Origin of the sequence: Aeromonas sp. QDB30 (assembly GCF_027707645.1) — a bacterium.
Taxonomy (GTDB): Bacteria; Pseudomonadota; Gammaproteobacteria; order Enterobacterales; family Aeromonadaceae; genus Aeromonas; species Aeromonas caviae.
Genome location: NZ_JAPCIY010000001.1, coordinates 1 through 17,215, shown reverse-complemented (window position 1 = coordinate 17,215; position 17,215 = coordinate 1). Strand labels below are relative to the sequence as shown.

Sequence of the window (17,215 nt, the reverse complement as noted above, 5' to 3'; positions counted from 1 at the left end):
ATGGGTTTTAAATGGTTACCATTGAGCGTTGTGAGCAGGGCATGGATTTTGGCAGCAACGCAGGTTGGCATCTCAAGGGACTCTGGCGGAAAGGGGCATATGAATATGATGATGCGATCAGGGCCTTACCCATTGCTCTCGTTATCCCGCCTCTGGGCATTGCTGTTGATGACCTTGCTGCTCCTCCCCAGCCTGAGTCTCACCGCCAAAACGTACCCGGTCGAGCAGACCCGCATCGAGCAGTTCTTTCCGGGCGCCATTATTTCCAAGGCCAGCGGTCCCTATCAGGTGCGCACCCTGACCAAAGGGGGCAAGCCGACGGGCTATGCCTTCCAGACCATCGATGTCGTCAACATCCCCGCCTATTCGGGCAAGCCGATCAACATGCAGATACTGCTCGACCCCAAGGGTGTGATCGTCGATGCCTATGTGCTCGAGCACCATGAGCCGATCCTGCTGGTGGGGATCCCGGAAGCGAAGCTGCACGACTTCAGCGCCGGATACAAAGGTGTCGGCGTCGGGCAACGGGTGGTGGTCGGCCACTCCAGCGACCCGGATGCGGTCACAATCGATGCCATCACCGGTGCGACCGTCACCGCCATGGTGGTCAACGAGATCGTCATGCACGGGGCGCACAAGGTCGCGCTGTCCCTGGGGCTGGTCAAGGAGGAGGGGGGGGCGAGACCCAAGCCCGCCCTGGTGCGTAGCGACCTCTATGAGCCCCTCGATTGGACCGGTCTCACCGGCAATGGTGCCATCCGTCGGCTGCACCTGACCCGTGGTCAGGTCGACGAGGCGTTCAAGGGGACGGAGGCAGAAGGTGTCGGCACCGCCCCGGCCGAGCGGGCCAAGGATACCTTCATCGATCTCTACGTCACTCATCTGAACCCACCGACCATAGGTCGCAACCTGCTGGGTGAAAAACAGTACCGGGCACTGATGGAGGGGCTCAAAACCGGCGAGCAGGCCATCGCCGTGCTGGGCAGCGGGGAGTACTCCTTCAAGGGATCGGGCTATGTGCGTGGCGGCATCTTCGATCGGGTGCAACTGCGCCAGTTCGGCGACACCATCAGCTTCCGCGATCTGGACTTCCAGCGCCTCGATGATGTCTACGCCGGGGGGATGCCGACGTTTGGCGAGATGGCCATCTTCACCATCCGCGCCCATACCGCCTTCGATCCTGGTTCACCCTGGAGTCTGGAGTTGCTGGTGCGGCGTCAGACCGGCCCCATCAAGAGTGTCTTCAGCAGCTTCGAGCTCCCCTACCAGTTGCCCGAGTCCTATCTGACAAGGCCCCTGCCGAGTGCCGAGGAGCTGGCCGCCGCCGAAGAGGCCGCGCGACCGATGTGGGCGAAGATCTGGTACCAGAAGAGCGTGCAGATCGGCATCATCGGGCTCGCGCTGCTGCTGCTCACCGCCATCCTGTTCTTCCAGGATCGCTTCACCCGGCGACCCCATTTCCTGCACTGGCTGCGCCGTGGCTACCTGCTGTTCACCCTGATCTACATCGGCTGGTATGCGCTGGGACAGCTCTCGGTGGTCAATGTGCTGACCTTCGTCCATGCGCTGTTCCAGGATTTTCGCTGGGAGCTGTTCCTCACCGATCCCGTCATCTTCATCCTCTGGACCTTCGCCGCCGCCACTATCCTGCTCTGGGGCCGCGGCGTCTTCTGTGGCTGGCTCTGCCCGTTTGGTGCCCTGCAGGAGCTGATCAACGAAGGGGCCCGCAAGCTGAAGGTCCGCCAGTTCGAGCTGCCCTTCGCCGTGCATGAACGGCTCTGGGCCATCAAATACATCATCCTGCTGGTGCTGTTCGGCATCTCGCTGGAGTCGATGCAGATGGCCGAGCAGGCCGCCGAAGTGGAGCCCTTCAAGACGGCCATCATCCTCGGCTTCGATCGGCAGTGGTGGTTCGTGCTGTACGCCGTGCTGCTGCTGGTGATCAACCTCTTCACCCGCAAGCTCTACTGCCGTTACATCTGCCCGCTGGGGGCCGCGCTGGCGATCCCCACCAAGCTGCGCCAGTTCGACTGGCTCAAGCGTCGCAAGGAGTGTGGCAGCCCCTGCCAGCTCTGCGCCAAGGAGTGCGAGATCCAGGCCATCCACCCGGATGGGCGGATCAATGCCAACGAATGCCACTATTGCCTCGATTGCCAGATGACCTATCACAACGAGCGCAAGTGCCTGCCACTGGTGATGAAAAACAAGCAGGCCAAGCGTGGCGCCCAAGGACAGGTGGGCACTGAACGGATACCTGTCACCTCCATTGAAACCTGAATAACCAATAACCATCGCGAGGCGAGTCCGTTCGCCCCGTCTGAAAATGATAAAGGAGTCGGTTTATGAGTGATAAGTATCCTGACAACACCGAGCAGGAGCTGAGTCAAGGCGGCCTCAGCCGTCGTAGCTTCTTCAAGGGGGCGAGTGCGCTGACGGGGGCCGCCTTGGCGACCACGGCCTTTGGTGGCGCGGTGATGAGCCGGGAGAGCTGGGCGGCGGCCGTCTCCGAGGCCAAGCAGAACATTCATGTCGCGCCGGGCGATCTGGATGACTACTACGGCTTCTGGAGTGGCGGTCACCAGGGCGAAGTGCGGGTCATGGGCATTCCCTCCATGCGCGAGCTGATGCGGATCCCGGTGTTCAACATCGATTCCGCCACCGGCTGGGGCCTGACCAACGAGAGCCGCCACATCATGGGGGAGAGCGCCAGGTTCCTGAATGGCGATTGCCATCACCCCCACATCTCCATGACCGACGGCAAGTACGACGGCAAGTACCTCTTCATCAACGACAAGGCCAATAGCCGGGTCGCCCGCATCCGGCTGGACATCATGAAGTGCGACAAGATGCTGACGGTGCCCAACGTCCAGGCCATTCACGGCCTGCGCCTGCAGAAGGTGCCCCACACCAAGTACGTGTTTGCCAACGCCGAATTCGTGATCCCCCATCCCAACGATGGCACCAGCTTCGATCTGCAGAGCAAGAACAGCTACACCCTGTTCAACGTCATCGACGCCGAGAAGATGGAGATGGCCTTCCAGGTGATTGTCGATGGCAACCTGGACAACACCGATGCCGACTACACCGGCACCTATGCGGCGTCCACCTGCTACAACTCGGAGAAGGCCTACGATCTGGGCGGCATGATGCGCAACGAGCGCGACTGGGTGGTGGTCTTCAACATCCCGCGCATCGAGGCGGCCGTCAAGGCGGGCAAGTTCGTGACGCTGGGTGACAGCAAGGTGCCGGTGGTGGATGGTCGGGAAGGTTCCGAGCTGACCCGCTACATCCCGGTGCCGAAAAACCCGCACGGCTGCAACACCTCGTCCGATGGCAAGTACTTCATCGCCAACGGCAAGCTGTCACCGACCGTGAGCATGATCGAGATCGCCAAGCTCGACGATCTGTTCGCCGGCAAGTTCAAGGATCCGCGCGAGGTGATCGCGGCCGAGCCGGAGCTGGGTCTGGGCCCGTTACACACCACCTTCGACGGTCGCGGCAACGCCTATACCACCCTGTTCATCGACAGTCAGGTCGTGAAGTGGAACATGGCCGACGCCGTGCGCGCCTACAACGGCGAGAAGGTGGACTACATCCGGCAGAAGCTCGACGTGCAGTACCAGCCCGGCCACATCCATGCGTCCCTGACCGAGACCAGCGAAGCCGATGGCAAGTGGCTGGTGGCGCTGTGCAAGTTCTCGAAGGATCGCTTCCTGCCCACCGGCCCGCTCCATCCGGAAAACGATCAGCTGATCGACATCTCCGGCGAGGAGATGAAGCTGGTGCATGACGGCCCCACCTTCGCCGAGCCCCACGACTGCATCCTGGCCCGCCGGGATCAGATCAAGACCCGCAAGCTGTGGGATCGCAAGGACCCCTTCTTCGCCCCGACCGTCGAGATGGCGACCAAGGACGGCATCAAGCTGGAGACCGACAACAAGGTGATCCGCGATGGCAACAAGGTGCGGGTCTATATGACCTCGTCGGCCCCGGCCTACGGCATCACCGAGTTCAAGGTCAAGCAGGGGGATGAGGTCACTGTGGTGATCACCAACATCGATCAGATCGAGGATGTCAGCCACGGCTTCGTCATGGTCAACCACGGCGTCAGCATGGAGATCAGCCCGCAGCAGACCTCCTCCATCACCTTCACCGCCGATAAGCCAGGCCTGCATTGGTACTATTGCAGCTGGTTCTGTCATGCGCTCCACATGGAGATGGTGGGTCGCATGCTGGTCGAACCGGCCTGACCATGGGTCAGGGTGGTGCCGAGCCGGCACCACCCGCATTTTCAGGATGTTGGACATGAACCCTCTCTCGGTCTTACCGGCTTTGCCAAGACGGCTTTGGCGCACCGTTGCGCTGTGGGTGCTGGGCTGTTCCTGCATCGGGGCCGCCTGTGCGGCACCTCAATCCATTCGCTCCCTGCCCCTGCAACCCGATGGTGAGGCGCACTGGCGTCTGCCTGCCGGCGAGTATCGGGGGCAGTTTCGTATCGAAGCATCCCTGACGCTCAGTTGCGAGGCGGGGGCGGTGCTCGATGCCGAGGGGGAGGGCAATGCCCTCACCATCGCCGCGCCGGACGTGACGGTGCAGGGTTGCACCCTGACGAACTGGGGTAACAACCTCACCCAACTCAATGCCGCCGTCTTCATCCAGCGGGAAGCCACCCGCGCCAGGGTGCAGGCGAACCGGATGCGGGGACCGGCCAGCGGGATCTGGGTGGATGGCACGAGCAACGTCAGCCTGCTGGAGAATGTCATCGAGGGAGATCCGCAGATCCGCTCCCAGGATCGCGGCAACGGCATCCATCTCTATGCGGTGCACGGGGCGCGGGTCATCGGCAATCGGGTACGCCACGCCCGCGATGGCATCTACATCGACACCTCCAACGGCAACAGCCTCGAAGGCAATCGGCTGGAAGATCTGCGCTACGGCATTCATTACATGTTTTCCAACGACAACAGGGTGGTGGGCAACCTGACCCGCCGTACCCGCACCGGTTACGCGCTCATGCAGAGTCGCAAGCTGACCGTGATCGGCAATCGCTCCGAGCAGGATCAAAATTACGGGATCCTGATGAATTACATCACTTATTCCACCCTCACGGACAACCTGGTCACGGGGGTGCGTGACGGCGGCTCGGGTGAGGACATGGCGATGACCGCGAGCTCCGGCTCCGAGGGCAAGGCACTGTTTATCTACAACTCGTTGTTCAACCGCATCGAGCGCAACCGGTTCGAGCACAGCACGCTCGGCATCCATCTCACGGCCGGGTCGGAGGATAACCGCATCAGCGACAACGCCTTCATCAACAACCGGCAGCAGGTCAAATATGTCGCCTCCCGGCGCCAGGAGTGGTCGGTGGAGGGGCGCGGCAACTACTGGAGCGATTATCTGGGCTGGGATCGCAACGACGATGGCCTGGGCGAGGTGGCCTACGAACCGAACGACAACGTGGACAGGCTGCTCTGGCTCTACCCGCAGGTTCGGCTGCTGATGAACAGCCCCGGCATCGAGGTGCTGCGTTGGGCCCAGCGCGCCTTCCCCATCATCAAGTCGCCCGGCGTGCAGGATAGCCACCCGCTGATGCGGCCTCCCGCCATCCAGGCGCATCAGAAACAGGAGGATCCCTCATGAAGGCGGTCGATATTCAGGGCGTGCACCAGCGCATCGCGGGCATGACCATATTGCAGGACTTGAACCTGAGTCTGCACGAAGGGGAGGTGCTGGGGCTGTTTGGCCATAACGGCGCGGGCAAGACCACCAGCATGAAGCTGATCCTCGGCCTGCTGACGCCCAGCGAGGGCAGGGTCGAGGTGCTCGGTGGCCAGCCGCAGGATCTCGAGGTGCGGCGTCAGCTCGGTTATCTGCCGGAGAACGTGACCTTCTATCCGCAGCTCACGGGGCGGGAAACCCTCGCCCATTTCGCCCGTCTGCGGGGGGCGGCCCCCCAACAGGTGGCGGTGTTGCTGGATCAGGTCGGGCTCGGCCACGCGGCGGATCGCCGGGTGAAGACCTATTCCAAGGGGATGCGCCAGCGGCTCGGCCTGGCCCAGGCACTGCTCGGCGAGCCGCGCCTGCTGTTGCTCGATGAACCCACGGTGGGGCTGGATCCCATCGCCACCCATGAGCTCTATCAGCTGATCGATCGCCTGCGCCAGGGGGGCACCAGCATCATCCTCTGCTCCCACGCGCTCGCCGGGGTGGAGGCCCACCTCAATCGCGTCGCCATTCTGGCCGGCGGCCGCTTGCAAGCCGTGGGCGACCTCGCCCAGCTGCGCGCCGACACCGGCTTGCCGGTACGGATGCGCGTTCACGGGCTGGCGGACGGCAACCATTGGCGTGACCGCTGGCAGGGGGCTGGCCACCAGACGCGCCTGCTCGATACACAGAGCCTGGAAGTGGTGGTGCACAACGGCCACAAGCTGGCGCTGCTGCGCGAGTTATTGCGTGAATGCGAACCGGGCGATATCGAGGTGCATCAACCCTCGCTGGAAGATCTCTATTGCCACTACATGGCGCGCGCCGATCAGGCGAACCGCAAGGAGGTTCAGCCATGAATCAGGTCTGGAACATTGCCCGCAAGGAGTTCAGCGATGGATTGCGCAACCGCTGGCTGCTGGCCATCACCCTGCTGTTTGCGGTGCTGGCGGTCGGCATCGCCTGGCTCGGCGCCGCTGCCTCCGGCCAGTTGGGCTTTACCTCCATCCCCGCCACCATTGCGAGTCTGGCGAGCCTCGCCACCTTCCTGATGCCCCTGATCGCCCTGCTGCTGGCCTATGATGCCATCGTCGGTGAGGAGGAGAGCGGCACCCTGATGCTACTGCTGACATACCCCCTCGGTCACGGCCAGATCCTGATGGGCAAATTTGTCGGCCATGGCCTGATCCTGGCGCTGGCGACGCTGCTCGGCTTTGGCTGCGCCGCCCTGGCCATCGCCGTGCTGGTGGAGGATATCTCCCTCTCCACCCTGGTCTGGGCGTTCGGCCGTTTCATGGTGTCGTCGACCCTGCTGGGCTGGGTCTTCCTCGCCATGGCCTATGTACTGAGCAGCAAGGTCAGCGAGAAGTCCCGGGCCGCCGGGCTGGCGCTGGGCGTCTGGTTCCTGTTCGTGCTGGTGTTCGATCTGCTGCTGCTGGCCTTGCTGGTGCTGAGCGAGGGGCACTTCAGCGCCACCCTCCTGCCCTGGCTGCTGTTGCTCAATCCGGCGGACATCTACCGGCTGATCAACCTCTCCGGCTTCGAGGGGGAGAGTGGCGGGCTGGGGGTTCTTTCTTTGGGGAGCGAATTGCCCTTTCCCAGCGAGCTGCTCGGGCTCTGCCTGCTGTTGTGGGTCGGCGTGTCGCTGTGGCTGGCTTATGCCGTGTTTCGTCGTCGCTCGCTCTGAGCCGGGTATAACAAGGATATTAATATGCTGAATTCAAATGGTTTTTATCTCAAAGGCAGCCTGATGGCCCTGCTGCTTGCGCTGGCCGGTTGCAACGATGCCGGCTCGGATCGACAGGTTTATGAGCCGGTCGCCTTTCACTCCGGCGACGAGTGTCACGTCTGCGGCATGGCGATCGGTGACTTTCCCGGCCCCAAGGGGGAGGCGGTGGGCAAACAGGGGGCGATGAAGTTCTGCTCCACGGCCGAGCTGTTCGGTTGGTGGTTGCAACCGGAAAACCGGGGACAAGATATCACCCTCTATGTGCACGACATGGCGCGCTCGACCTGGGAGAAACCTCATGATGACGCCCTGATCGACGCCCGCCAGGCCTTTTATGTCGTCGGCGCAAACCTGAAGGGGGCCATGGGGGCCGCACTGGCCTCGTTCGCCCGCGAAGAGGATGCCAAGGCGTTCGCCGCCAAACAGGGCGGCAGGCTGGTGCGATTCGGGCAGATAGATCTCGCCTTGCTGCAACCCGAGTCCCATCAGGCCGAGTCGCACGGCGGCCCGGCGGCCCATTGATCGGCTGGCATCGACCACATTTTTTCACCCTTATCACTCATTAGATCGCAAGAGGATGCTCCCATGATGGGGATCAGTGTTTGGAAGCTTTTGATCATTCTCGCCATTGTCATCATGTTGTTTGGCACTGGACGCCTGCGTGGCATCGGTTCGGATCTGGGCAATGCCGTGCGGGGATTTCGCAACATGCTGGGCGATAAAGAGAGCCAGTAAGAGAACATTATCCGCGCCCGATATCTGATGCCGTTGGTCGCGCCGGGCCGCCAGCGTGACCGGGATTGGGAGGCCGGATACCAAGCGGGGGCGTTGCCGCCTCCATCAACAAAAGGAAATACCAACATGAAAAAAAGCGTGCTTTCACTGTTAGTACTGGGTTCTGTGTTCGGCCTGCAACCGGCGATGGCGCAAGATGGCGAGGCGCTGTTCAGGAGCAAGCCTTGCGTGGGCTGCCACATGGTGGACTCCAAGCTGGTCGGCCCCGCCTTCACGGATGTAGCCGCCAAGTATGCAGGGCAGAAGGACGCCGCCACCCTGCTGGCCGGTCGCATCAAGAATGGCACCCAGGGCACCTGGGGTGCCGTGCCCATGCCGGCCAACGCCGTCACGGAAGACGAGGCCAAGACCTTGGCCGAATGGGTGCTCAGTCAGAAAAAATGAGTCGTGTCGGCTCGCACTTGGGCCGATGTTGAGTCAGGGGGGATCCGGGACCTTGCCGCTAGGATCACCCTCTGACCATCGGGTCCCGCTCTCTTTCCACCTCAAGAGACGATGCCGGTGCTCCACATGATGAGTGTCCGGCGCCCGTCATCTCTCCCGACGCGCACCCAGGTTCCCCGCCCCCTGTCTATGCCGATGCCCGGCAGTCCCGACGACCCTCTCGTGAACCAGGCCGCCGATGATCGTCGCCTCCCTGACTTCCTCTATGCGGAGGCCACACAGGGTGGGGTCTGTCGTTGGCGAGCCGAAGAAAACGGGAGGGATGGCGTGGGCCATCCCTCTTTTCATTGATGCATCAGATCTGGCGATGCCAGTCGCGTCAGATCCTGGGGGTGAAGGGGGTCAGCTTGGCCAGCGGGGCGGCGTCCATAAACTCCTGGGACGCTTCACCGTGTTTGAAGATCTTGAAGCCCTCGCCCCGAGCGCTCCAGTACTCGATGGTGTCGCCGCTGATCTGCAGCAGGCTGGCCTCGCGCAGGGCCACCACATGCTCGCTCGGGTTGATGGCGCAGAACTCGGCGAGGCGCTCGTCCCGGGTCTCCCCCATGTGGCCGCTGATGCCGGCATCCAGGTAGTGGGGGTTGATCTGCAGGGGGAACAGGCCCAGCGCCGGTAGCACGGCGGCGCTGCACACCGGCATGTCGTTGGTGGTGCGGATGCTGGGGGTAGCCACGTTGCAGCCGGCGCTCCAGCCCACATAGGGCACGCCTCGCTCGCGCACGGCACGCTGGATGGGCACCACCAGGCCGTATTCGTGCAGCAGCTGGTTCAGGCGCCAGGTGTTGCCGCCGCTGATGAAGATGGCGTCGGCCCGCTGGATGGCATCCACCGGATCGTCGAACTGGTGGATGCTGATGGCCTTCACCCCCAGGCTCTCGCTGAGTTCGAAGGCGCGGGCGTCCCAGTCGCTGCGGATCACCGCGTAGGGGATGAGCAGGATGCGCTTGACCTGTTTGCGGGCGAGCAGGGTTCGTACCCGCTCCCGGGCCCAGCCGAGCAGGCCGGGGTGTTCTGTGGTTTTGCCGTTGCTGAGCAGAAGCAGTTCCATGAAAGCTGTCCTCAAAGGGTGAAAGCGGAGGAGGGAGGATCACTTGGGCCGGTGCGGCCAAGTGGCCGTCGGGGCATGCTAGCACCCCGGGCTGGGCGGTTCTGTGATCCGGGGACCCATTCAACCACTGCGAAGGGGCGGGTCAATGCCAATGGATGAATGCGCAGCGCCAATGAAAGACCCCGCCGAGGCGGGGTCCGAGGAGGGCTGGACGGATCAGGAGGCGGTCGCCTCGGCCACCCGGAACTCGGGCTGCTGGCGCAGCTTCCACAGCTCGCTCCACTTGCGCAGGGCGGAGATCAGGATCAGCGCCCCCAGCACCAGCATGATGAGGGAGATGGCGCCGTTCATCGGGTTGTAGCCCTTGGCGGCCGAGTTGAAGTAGACGTTGCGCATCATCCAGTAACCGGCGTAGTTGACGGTCACGAACAGGTAGGCCAGCGGGATCAGGCAGGTCAGCATATAGCGGCGCTTGCTGGCGAGGCGCAGGATGATGGTGGCACCTATGATGAGGCCCACCGAGGCCATCAGCTGGTTCGATACCCCGAACAGGGCCCATACCGAGCCGATATCGCCGGACATCAGCAGATACCCCCACATGACGCAGGCGAGCACGCTGGCCCCGATGGCGCCCGGCATCCAGTCGATGCGCTTGAGGGGCGGGTAGAACTCGCCGAAGAAGTCCTGAATGAGGTAGCGGGAGACCCGGGTGCCGGAGTCGACGGCGGTCAGGATGAACACCGCTTCAAACATCACCACGAACTGGAAGAAGTAGGAGGCGAGGTTACTGAACCAGGGCACCTTGGTGAAGATGTAGGACATGCCCACCGCCAGGGTGACGGCGCCGCCGGTGCGGCCGTTCAGATCCATGCCGATCTCCTGGGAGAGGAAGGGCAAATCCACCACCTGCATCCCCAGCTTGGCGAAGGCCTCCGGAGTGGCGTTGATGGCGAAGTAATCCGCCGGGTGCAGGGCGGTGGCGGCGATCAGCGCCATCACGCCCACCACGCACTCGGCCAGCATGGCACCGAAGGCGACCGGCAGGATGTCGTTCCACTTGTCCACCAGTTTCGGGGTGGTGCCTGAGCCGATGAAGGCGTGGAAGCCGGAGATGGCGCCGCAGGCGATGGTGATGGAGATGAAGGGCCAGACCGGGCCGCCCAGTACCGGGCCACCGCCGTGGACGAACTGGGTCATGGCGGGGAACTGGATCTCGGGGTTGATGCAGATGACGCCGATCACCAGGGCACCGAACACGCCGATCTTCATGAAGCTGGAGATGTAGCCGCGCGGGGTGAGCAGCAACCAGACCGGCAGTGCAGTGGCGAAGAAGGCGTAAATCGGCAGCGCCAGACTGATAGTCTCGGCACGCAGGGTCAGCCAGGCACCAAAGGCGCTCTCCTGCACGTAGGGGCCGAAGAAGACGCAGGCCAGCACGGCGATGAAGCCCACCCAGGAGGCGGCTTGCAGGTTGCCGGTCAGCTTGTGCCAGATCCCCACCACCATGGAGATGGGGATGGTCATGAAGACCGCGAACACGCCCCAGGCGTTACGTTCCAGCGCGTGCACCACCACCATGGAGAGACCCGCCATGGTGATGGTGATGATGAACAGCATGGCGAGACCCGTGCACCAGCCTGCGATGGGGCCGAGCTCGGCCTTGGCCACCTCGGAGAGAGACTTGCCCTGATGCTTCATGGAGGCGAACAGCACCACGGTGTCGTGCACCGCGCCGCCGATGACGCAGCCGATCAGCAGCCAGAGAAAGCTCGGCAGGTAGCCGTACTGGGCCGCCAGTACGGGGCCCACCAGGGGGCCGGCGGCGGCGATGGCCGCGAAGTGCTGGCCGAAGTTGACCCACTTGTTGGTCGGCACATAGTTCTTGCCATCTTCCAGCTCGTGGGAGGGGGTGACCAGTTTGTCGTCGGCCCGCAGCACCTTGCGCACAAAGAACACGCCGTAGAGGCGATAGGCGATGGCGAGGATGCAGAGGGCCGCAATGACGAAAGTGATTGCGTGTTGCATGATGGGAGTTTCCTTTTCCAACGGCCACTCTGGCCGGGCTCAGGCTGCACTCTACGCAAGCGGTGGGGAAAGGGGAGCGCAGAAAAGGTCAGTGGCGGGGTGTTGCCTGCGAGTGGCAGAAAAGGGGCGCCGAGCGGTTTGGCGGGTGGGCAGGCGGGCGAGGGAAGCGGGAGAGTGGTCCGCCCCATCAGGGGATATCCAGCAGCTCCTTGAGGGGTTTCAGGTAGCGCCGGCTCACCGGCACCCTGTGGCCGCCCTGAGTCACGACCTCCGCCAGGCCACCGTCCAGCAGCAGGATCTCGCGGATCTGGCCTGGGTTGAGCAGATACTGGCGGTGACAGCGCACGAAGCCGGTCTTCTCCTCCAGGGTGCGCAGGGTCAGCTCCGTGGTGCCCTGCTGCTGGGCGCTCACCACCTTATTGCCGGCCAGATCGCTGTGAACGAACTCCACCTCGCCCAGGGGCAGCAGCAGGATGCGGTTGTGGCCGGTGCAGGGGATGCTGCGCAGGGGCTGGGCGATGCGAGTCGGGTCCGGCAGCGGCTGGCCAGTTAACTCACCTTTGGGGGAGAGCAGCCGGTGGATGCGCTCCAGCGCCTTGTTCAGCCGCTGTGCCGTGACCGGTTTGAGCAGGTAGTCGAGGGCGTTCTCCTCGAAGGCGCGCAGGGCAAACTCGTCGTAGGCGGTGATGAAAACGATGTGGGGGCGCAGATCCGGATCCAGCATGCTCACCAGCTCCAGCCCGCTGATGCGCGGCATCTGGATGTCGAGAAACAGCAGATCCGGCTTGAGGCGATGGATGGCGGGCAGCGCCTCCATGGCATGGGCACACTCCCCCAGCAGACGGATGTTGCCCGCCTGCTCCAGCAGCAGTCTCAGCTCCTCGCGGGCGAGGGGTTCATCGTCGACGATCAGGGCAGTCAGCATGGGCTCTCCTGCAGGGGAAGGGTGATCCTCACCCGGGTGGATTGATGGGGCTCGCAGTGAATGGTGACCCCGTACTCGGCGCCGTAACGGGCCTTGATGCGCCGGTCCACTATGTTCATGCCAAGGCCGCTCTCCTCCCGTTTGGCCTGATAGAGGCCGGCGTTGTCCTCGACTTCCAGCACCAGCTGCTCGTCCTCCTGCCGCGCCGTCAGGGTCAGCCTGCCCGGCTCGAACATCTGGGAGATACCGTGCTTGATGGCGTTCTCGACGATGGGCTGCAGGGAGAAGGTGGGCAGCCGGTACTCCAGCAGCGGCTCGGGAATCTGGATCTGCACGCTCAGGTGCTCGGCGAAGCGGGCCTGCTCGATGTGCAGGTAGGCGTTCACGTGCTCCAGCTCGTCGGCCAGGGTCACCTCGTCACCCTGGCGCTTGAGGTTCTTGCGAAAGAAGGTGGAGAGGTGGTGCACCAGGGTGCGGGCATCCTCGGGGTCGCGCCGGATCACCGCCGCCAGGGTGTTGAGGGCGTTGAACAGAAAGTGCGGGTTGATCTGCGCCTGCAACAGCTTGATCTCCGACTGGGCCAGCAGCCGCTTCTGCTCGTTGTACTTGCTGGCCAGGATCTGGCCGGAGAGCAGCCGGGCGATCCCCTCTCCCAGGGTGCGGTTGATGGAGGAGAAGAACTTGCGCTTGGGCTCGTAGAGCTTGATGGTGCCCACCACCGACCCCTCTTCCCCACGCAGCGGAATGACCAGCGAGGAGCCGAGCCGGCACTGGGGATGCAGGTTGCAGCTGTAGGGGATGAGGTTGCCGTCGGCATAGACCACCTCGTTGTGCTGGATCGCCTTGAAGGTGTGGGCCGAGTTGATGGCGGTGCCCGGCAGGTGGTGATCCTCGCCGATGCCGATGAAGGCGAGCAGCTTCTCCCGATCGGTGATGGCCACCGCGCCCACCCCGGTCTCTTCGTAGAGGATGCGCGCCATCTGTTGGCACGCCTCCTGGGTGAACCCCTTGTCCAGCACCCGCATCGCCCGCTCGGCGATCTTGAGGGCGCGGGCGGAGAAGGCGACCGAGTACTTCTCCAGCATGGCGCGGTGATCGAGGATCATCCGCATGAACATGGCGGCCCCCAGGGTATTGGCCACCAGCATGGGGGCGATGATGTTCTCGATGAGGTGGACGGCGTCGTCATACGGACGGGCCACCAGCAAGATGATGCCCATCTGCATCAGCTCGGCGATGAGGGCCACAGATCCCACCACCCAGGGGCTGAACAGCAGATCGAGCCGGTGGCGGGCGACGAAGTGGCGGTGCACCAGGCCGCCGAGCAGCCCTTCGGCGATGGTGGAGAAGGTGCAGGCCAGGGCGGTAAAGCCCCCCAGCGAGTAGCGATGGATGCCGCCGGTGAGCCCCACCAGCAGCCCCACCACAGGGCCGCCGACGATGCCGCCGAGCACGGCGCCGATGGCGCGGGTATTGGCGATGGAGTCCTCGATCCTGAGGCCAAAGTAGGTGCCCATCACGCAGAAGCCGGAGAAGATGAGGTAGCAGAGGATCTTGTGGGGCCAGCTCAGTGTCACCTGAGTCAGTGGCATGAAGAGCGGCGTCTTGGAGAGCAGCCAGGCGATCACCAGATAGACGCAGAGCTGCTGGAAGAGAGATATCACGAGCGCGAATTGTTCGAAAGCCACGGCACACTATCTCGAAAGGGGATGCTCATCCAATGGACGCGGAGTATTAGCAAACCCCGATTTGCGCTGCAAGCCGCGGGCGCCGGAATAGTGCGCCTGCGCACAGATTTGCCGGCACCCTGAGCCAAAGGCATCCCTTCGCCCTGTCTGCCGGTCAATCGAGTGCGACGTCGACCCATACCAGGCGGTGATCCGAGCTGACTCCCTTGGCGATGCCGAGCTTGGGGTCATACACCAGGTGGTAGCCAGGTTCGAAGCTGGCCGGCCAGAACACGCCGGAGGCGACCGCGTTCAGGTTGGCGGAGGGCAGCACGTGGTCGAGCTGCAGGCCGCTGCTGCTGGTGATGCGCTCCGGGGTGGGGCGGTTGTTGTTGCGCTTGCACTGATCCGGATGGCTGGCGAGGCACTCGGGGCCGCCCTGGCTGACCGGGATCAGGGCGCCGTTGGTGACGGCCTGGTTGACCAGCACATGGTTGTGCAGCGCCTGAATGGCGGTGAGATCCCCATCGCCAATCTGGGGATCGGCGTTGAGATCCCCGGCGATGACGAACCTGGCGCCCTCGGGCAGGCCACCCGCCTTGCCGGCGTCATCCACCATGTAGCTAGCCCCTGCCACATAGTCCTGCCAAAAGGCGATCTCCGCACGGTTGCGTTTGACGTTGTGGCGCGCCGCGTTGCCGAAGATGGGCGGGGTCGGGTGGGAGATAAGGAAGTGGAGCACCTCCTCCCTGTCTCCCTGCCTGATGCGCACCGGCACGTCGGCGTGGTTCTTTGAGGAGAGGGGGAGCGCCTGCCAGGCGGCGTCGTCATACCAGGCATCGCCGCACTGGCGGCCGTTCGGGATCGGTACCCTGGGGTTGTGGCAGTCGTCGATGACGGGGTTCGCTTCGCCCGGCATCTCCTTCCACTTGAATGTCTGGAAGGTGCGGATCTGTTTGGTATCGATGGGGTACTGGGACATCACGGCGAAGGCGTACTGGCCGTGATAGTTGCCAAAGCCCCAGGCGTCGTCCGGCCCGCTCACTCTGCCATCCAGGTTGAGGTCGTGGCCGCTCATCAGGCCGGTGTTGGTGGCGAAGTTCTGCAGCACCGGGTAGCTGATGGCGGTCACCTCGTCGTGCTGGGCGTGGGCCAGGTAGTTGTCGTTGAAGGCGTTGAGGTCCGTGGTGTCGCGGCCCTTGCCGTCATTGTCGAATTCGCTCAGCAGCAACACGTCCGGCCAGGTGCGCTGGAGGATTTCGGCGATGTTGCGGATCTGCTGCACGTCGAGGGCCTTGGTCTTCTCGGCGCCGCTCAAGGTGCCGTCGGCGAGGCGGGCCAGCAGGGCATCCTGCTCGGTGCGGGTCAGGGCGAGCTCTTCCCCCAGCATGCCGGGTGCAGTGCGATCGAAGGCGAGATTGAAGGTGGCAAAGCGAACCATGGCGGGCCTCGGCGTCAGTGTGGCCGGGACAGCCTGCCATCTTTGGCAGGAAAATGGCAGCACCCTGCCGAATTTCATGGGAAAGGTGCCCGGGTTTCCCCCGTGACACGCAAGCGCTCGGCTCAGGCCCAGCGGGAGAGAGGGGAGGGCATGGCGTAGGCGTAGCCCTGCTGGTAGTCGCAGCCCAGCCGGTTCGCCACCTCGATATGGGCCTGGGTCTCCACCCCCTCGCACACCACGGCCATGCCGAGTCGTTGCAGGTATTTCACCAGACCTGTCAGCATGTTGAGGGCGTGGGTGCTGCGTACAGCCTGGAGCAGCAGGGAACGATCCAGCTTCACGATCTCGTAGGGGAGCATCATCAGGCGCTGGAAATTGCACGCCAGGGAGCCGAAGTCGTCACAGGCGATGTGGGCGCCATGGGCCCGCAACACCTCGATCATCTCCCTGTGCTGGTGTTTGATCCTGACGTGCTCCAGCACCTCGAACCAGATGTCGATCCCCAGCTTGCGGGCCTGGAGCAGCACCAGCAACAGCAGATTGCGGTAGGTGGGGCTGGAGAGCGCCGGATTGAGGTTGATGGAGAGCGCATAGGGACCTTTTTGGGCGAGCACGGGCAGATCGCGCATGATGGCCCTGAGCATGACGATATCCAGGTGCAGAGCGTCATCTTCGCCGAGGGCGGCAAAATCGATGCCCTGATAACCCTGGCTGCCGGCATCCCAGCGTCTGGCCAGCACCTCATACCCCTTGACCTGACGATCCTGGCCGATGATGGGCTGGTAAAAGGGGACGACGATATCCGCCATGCTGACCATGGCACTCACGGGATACTCTTCTTTGAACGCAAACATGGCTCTCACCTGACGGAACATGGCTGCGCATCATACAGGGAGGGTCTAAAGGGAGGCTGTAGGAAGAGTCTGATAATGGGCGTGGGCAGGAAGGAGGGGGTCAGGGAAGGGCATGGCCCTGTGCAGGTGCGGCGCCAGCCAGGGGGGCTGCGTGCATGGCCTGGGCAAGCCAGGACCAGTCGAGCATGGGGGAGCCCGCCTTGAAGCGCTGATAGGCGCATCCCTGACGGATGGTCAGGAAGAGGGTGCTCGGCAGGCCGAGGCGGTTGAGGTAGCGCACCATCACGTCTCCCTGATAATCCCGCAGCCGCAGTTGCAGCTCGGGCAGTGTCAGCCCGTGCTCGCGACCCGTTTCATCCCAGATTTCAAACATCTGTGTGCACTCCTTGCGACATGAGGCTCCACTGTTGCTAAAAAGTGCGGGAAGGGCAATTGTCAGATCTGACAGCGCCATATGGATTCTATCCAGAAAAGCGAAAGCCCGGCGCGAGGCCGGGTTGTCTGAAGGATGGTGGAGGGAGAAGGATTCGAACCTTCGAAGGCAGAGCCGTCAGATTTACAGTCTGATCCCTTTGGCCGCTCGG

The 17,215-nt window shown here is 63.4% G+C and carries 14 protein-coding genes and 1 pseudogene; 8 read left to right on the top strand and 7 right to left on the bottom strand.

The window, feature by feature from the left end; genetic code table 11:
- Nucleotides 1-168: 168 nt before the first annotated feature.
- The 8 genes from nosR (at nucleotide 169) to PG896_RS00040 (ending at nucleotide 8,611) form a co-directional block, all read left to right on the top strand.
- Complete coding sequence (gene nosR, locus PG896_RS00075) at nucleotides 169-2,277, top strand: transcriptional regulator NosR (protein ID WP_234823639.1); 2,109 nt, start codon at nucleotides 169-171, stop codon at nucleotides 2,275-2,277.
- A 65-nt stretch (nucleotides 2,278-2,342) separates the two neighbouring features.
- Nucleotides 2,343-4,250: a TAT-dependent nitrous-oxide reductase gene (gene nosZ, locus PG896_RS00070; protein ID WP_202211617.1), complete on the top strand. Its 1,908-nt coding sequence runs from the start codon at nucleotides 2,343-2,345 to the stop codon at nucleotides 4,248-4,250.
- Between the two features lie 55 nt (nucleotides 4,251-4,305).
- On the top strand, nucleotides 4,306-5,640 hold the full coding sequence (locus PG896_RS00065; RefSeq protein ID WP_223930485.1) for a nitrous oxide reductase family maturation protein NosD: 1,335 nt from the start codon (nucleotides 4,306-4,308) through the stop codon (nucleotides 5,638-5,640).
- Nucleotides 5,637-6,563, top strand: coding sequence for an ABC transporter ATP-binding protein (locus PG896_RS00060; protein WP_111896409.1), 927 nt, complete (start codon nucleotides 5,637-5,639; stop codon nucleotides 6,561-6,563). Before PG896_RS00065 ends, PG896_RS00060 begins: the two co-directional genes overlap by 4 nt.
- Nucleotides 6,560-7,390: an ABC transporter permease gene (locus PG896_RS00055; RefSeq protein ID WP_111896408.1), complete on the top strand. Its 831-nt coding sequence runs from the start codon at nucleotides 6,560-6,562 to the stop codon at nucleotides 7,388-7,390. Before PG896_RS00060 ends, PG896_RS00055 begins: the two co-directional genes overlap by 4 nt.
- A 24-nt stretch (nucleotides 7,391-7,414) precedes the next feature.
- Nucleotides 7,415-7,954 carry a nitrous oxide reductase accessory protein NosL gene (locus PG896_RS00050; RefSeq protein WP_111896407.1) on the top strand — a complete coding sequence of 180 codons (540 nt, stop codon included), beginning with the start codon at nucleotides 7,415-7,417 and terminating at the stop codon, nucleotides 7,952-7,954.
- Between the two features lie 63 nt (nucleotides 7,955-8,017).
- Nucleotides 8,018-8,167, top strand: a complete 150-nt coding sequence (tatA, locus tag PG896_RS00045) for a twin-arginine translocase TatA/TatE family subunit (RefSeq protein ID WP_042074916.1) — start codon at nucleotides 8,018-8,020, stop codon at nucleotides 8,165-8,167.
- Between the two features lie 126 nt (nucleotides 8,168-8,293).
- Nucleotides 8,294-8,611: a c-type cytochrome gene (locus tag PG896_RS00040; RefSeq protein ID WP_042074913.1), complete on the top strand. Its 318-nt coding sequence runs from the start codon at nucleotides 8,294-8,296 to the stop codon at nucleotides 8,609-8,611.
- Between the two features lie 379 nt (nucleotides 8,612-8,990).
- On the opposite strand, the gene pepE is transcribed toward PG896_RS00040, so the two are convergent.
- From pepE to PG896_RS00005, 7 genes and pseudogenes are all read right to left on the bottom strand, one after another.
- Nucleotides 8,991-9,719, bottom strand: coding sequence for a dipeptidase PepE (gene pepE / locus PG896_RS00035; protein WP_042074906.1), 729 nt, complete (start codon nucleotides 9,717-9,719; stop codon nucleotides 8,991-8,993).
- A gap of 216 nt (nucleotides 9,720-9,935) precedes the next feature.
- Complete coding sequence (locus PG896_RS00030; protein ID WP_104454666.1) at nucleotides 9,936-11,744, bottom strand: carbon starvation CstA family protein; 1,809 nt, start codon at nucleotides 11,742-11,744, stop codon at nucleotides 9,936-9,938.
- Nucleotides 11,745-11,931: 187 nt separating this feature from the next.
- Complete coding sequence (btsR, locus tag PG896_RS00025) at nucleotides 11,932-12,669, bottom strand: two-component system response regulator BtsR (RefSeq protein ID WP_111896406.1); 738 nt, start codon at nucleotides 12,667-12,669, stop codon at nucleotides 11,932-11,934.
- Nucleotides 12,663-14,357 (bottom strand): sensor histidine kinase, encoded by a 1,695-nt coding sequence (locus PG896_RS00020; protein WP_111896405.1) that lies wholly within the window; start codon nucleotides 14,355-14,357, stop codon nucleotides 12,663-12,665. The genes btsR and PG896_RS00020 overlap by 7 nt, the downstream gene beginning before the upstream one ends.
- A gap of 154 nt (nucleotides 14,358-14,511) precedes the next feature.
- Nucleotides 14,512-15,817 (bottom strand): annotated as a pseudogene (locus tag PG896_RS00015) (endonuclease/exonuclease/phosphatase family protein).
- A gap of 82 nt (nucleotides 15,818-15,899) precedes the next feature.
- Nucleotides 15,900-16,631 (bottom strand): EAL domain-containing protein, encoded by a 732-nt coding sequence (locus tag PG896_RS00010; RefSeq protein ID WP_111896420.1) that lies wholly within the window; start codon nucleotides 16,629-16,631, stop codon nucleotides 15,900-15,902.
- Between the two features lie 100 nt (nucleotides 16,632-16,731).
- The gene (locus PG896_RS00005; protein ID WP_010673275.1) at nucleotides 16,732-17,004 is read right to left on the bottom strand and encodes a hypothetical protein; all 273 of its coding nucleotides are present in this window, start codon (nucleotides 17,002-17,004) and stop codon (nucleotides 16,732-16,734) included.
- Nucleotides 17,005-17,215: the final 211 nt, after the last annotated feature.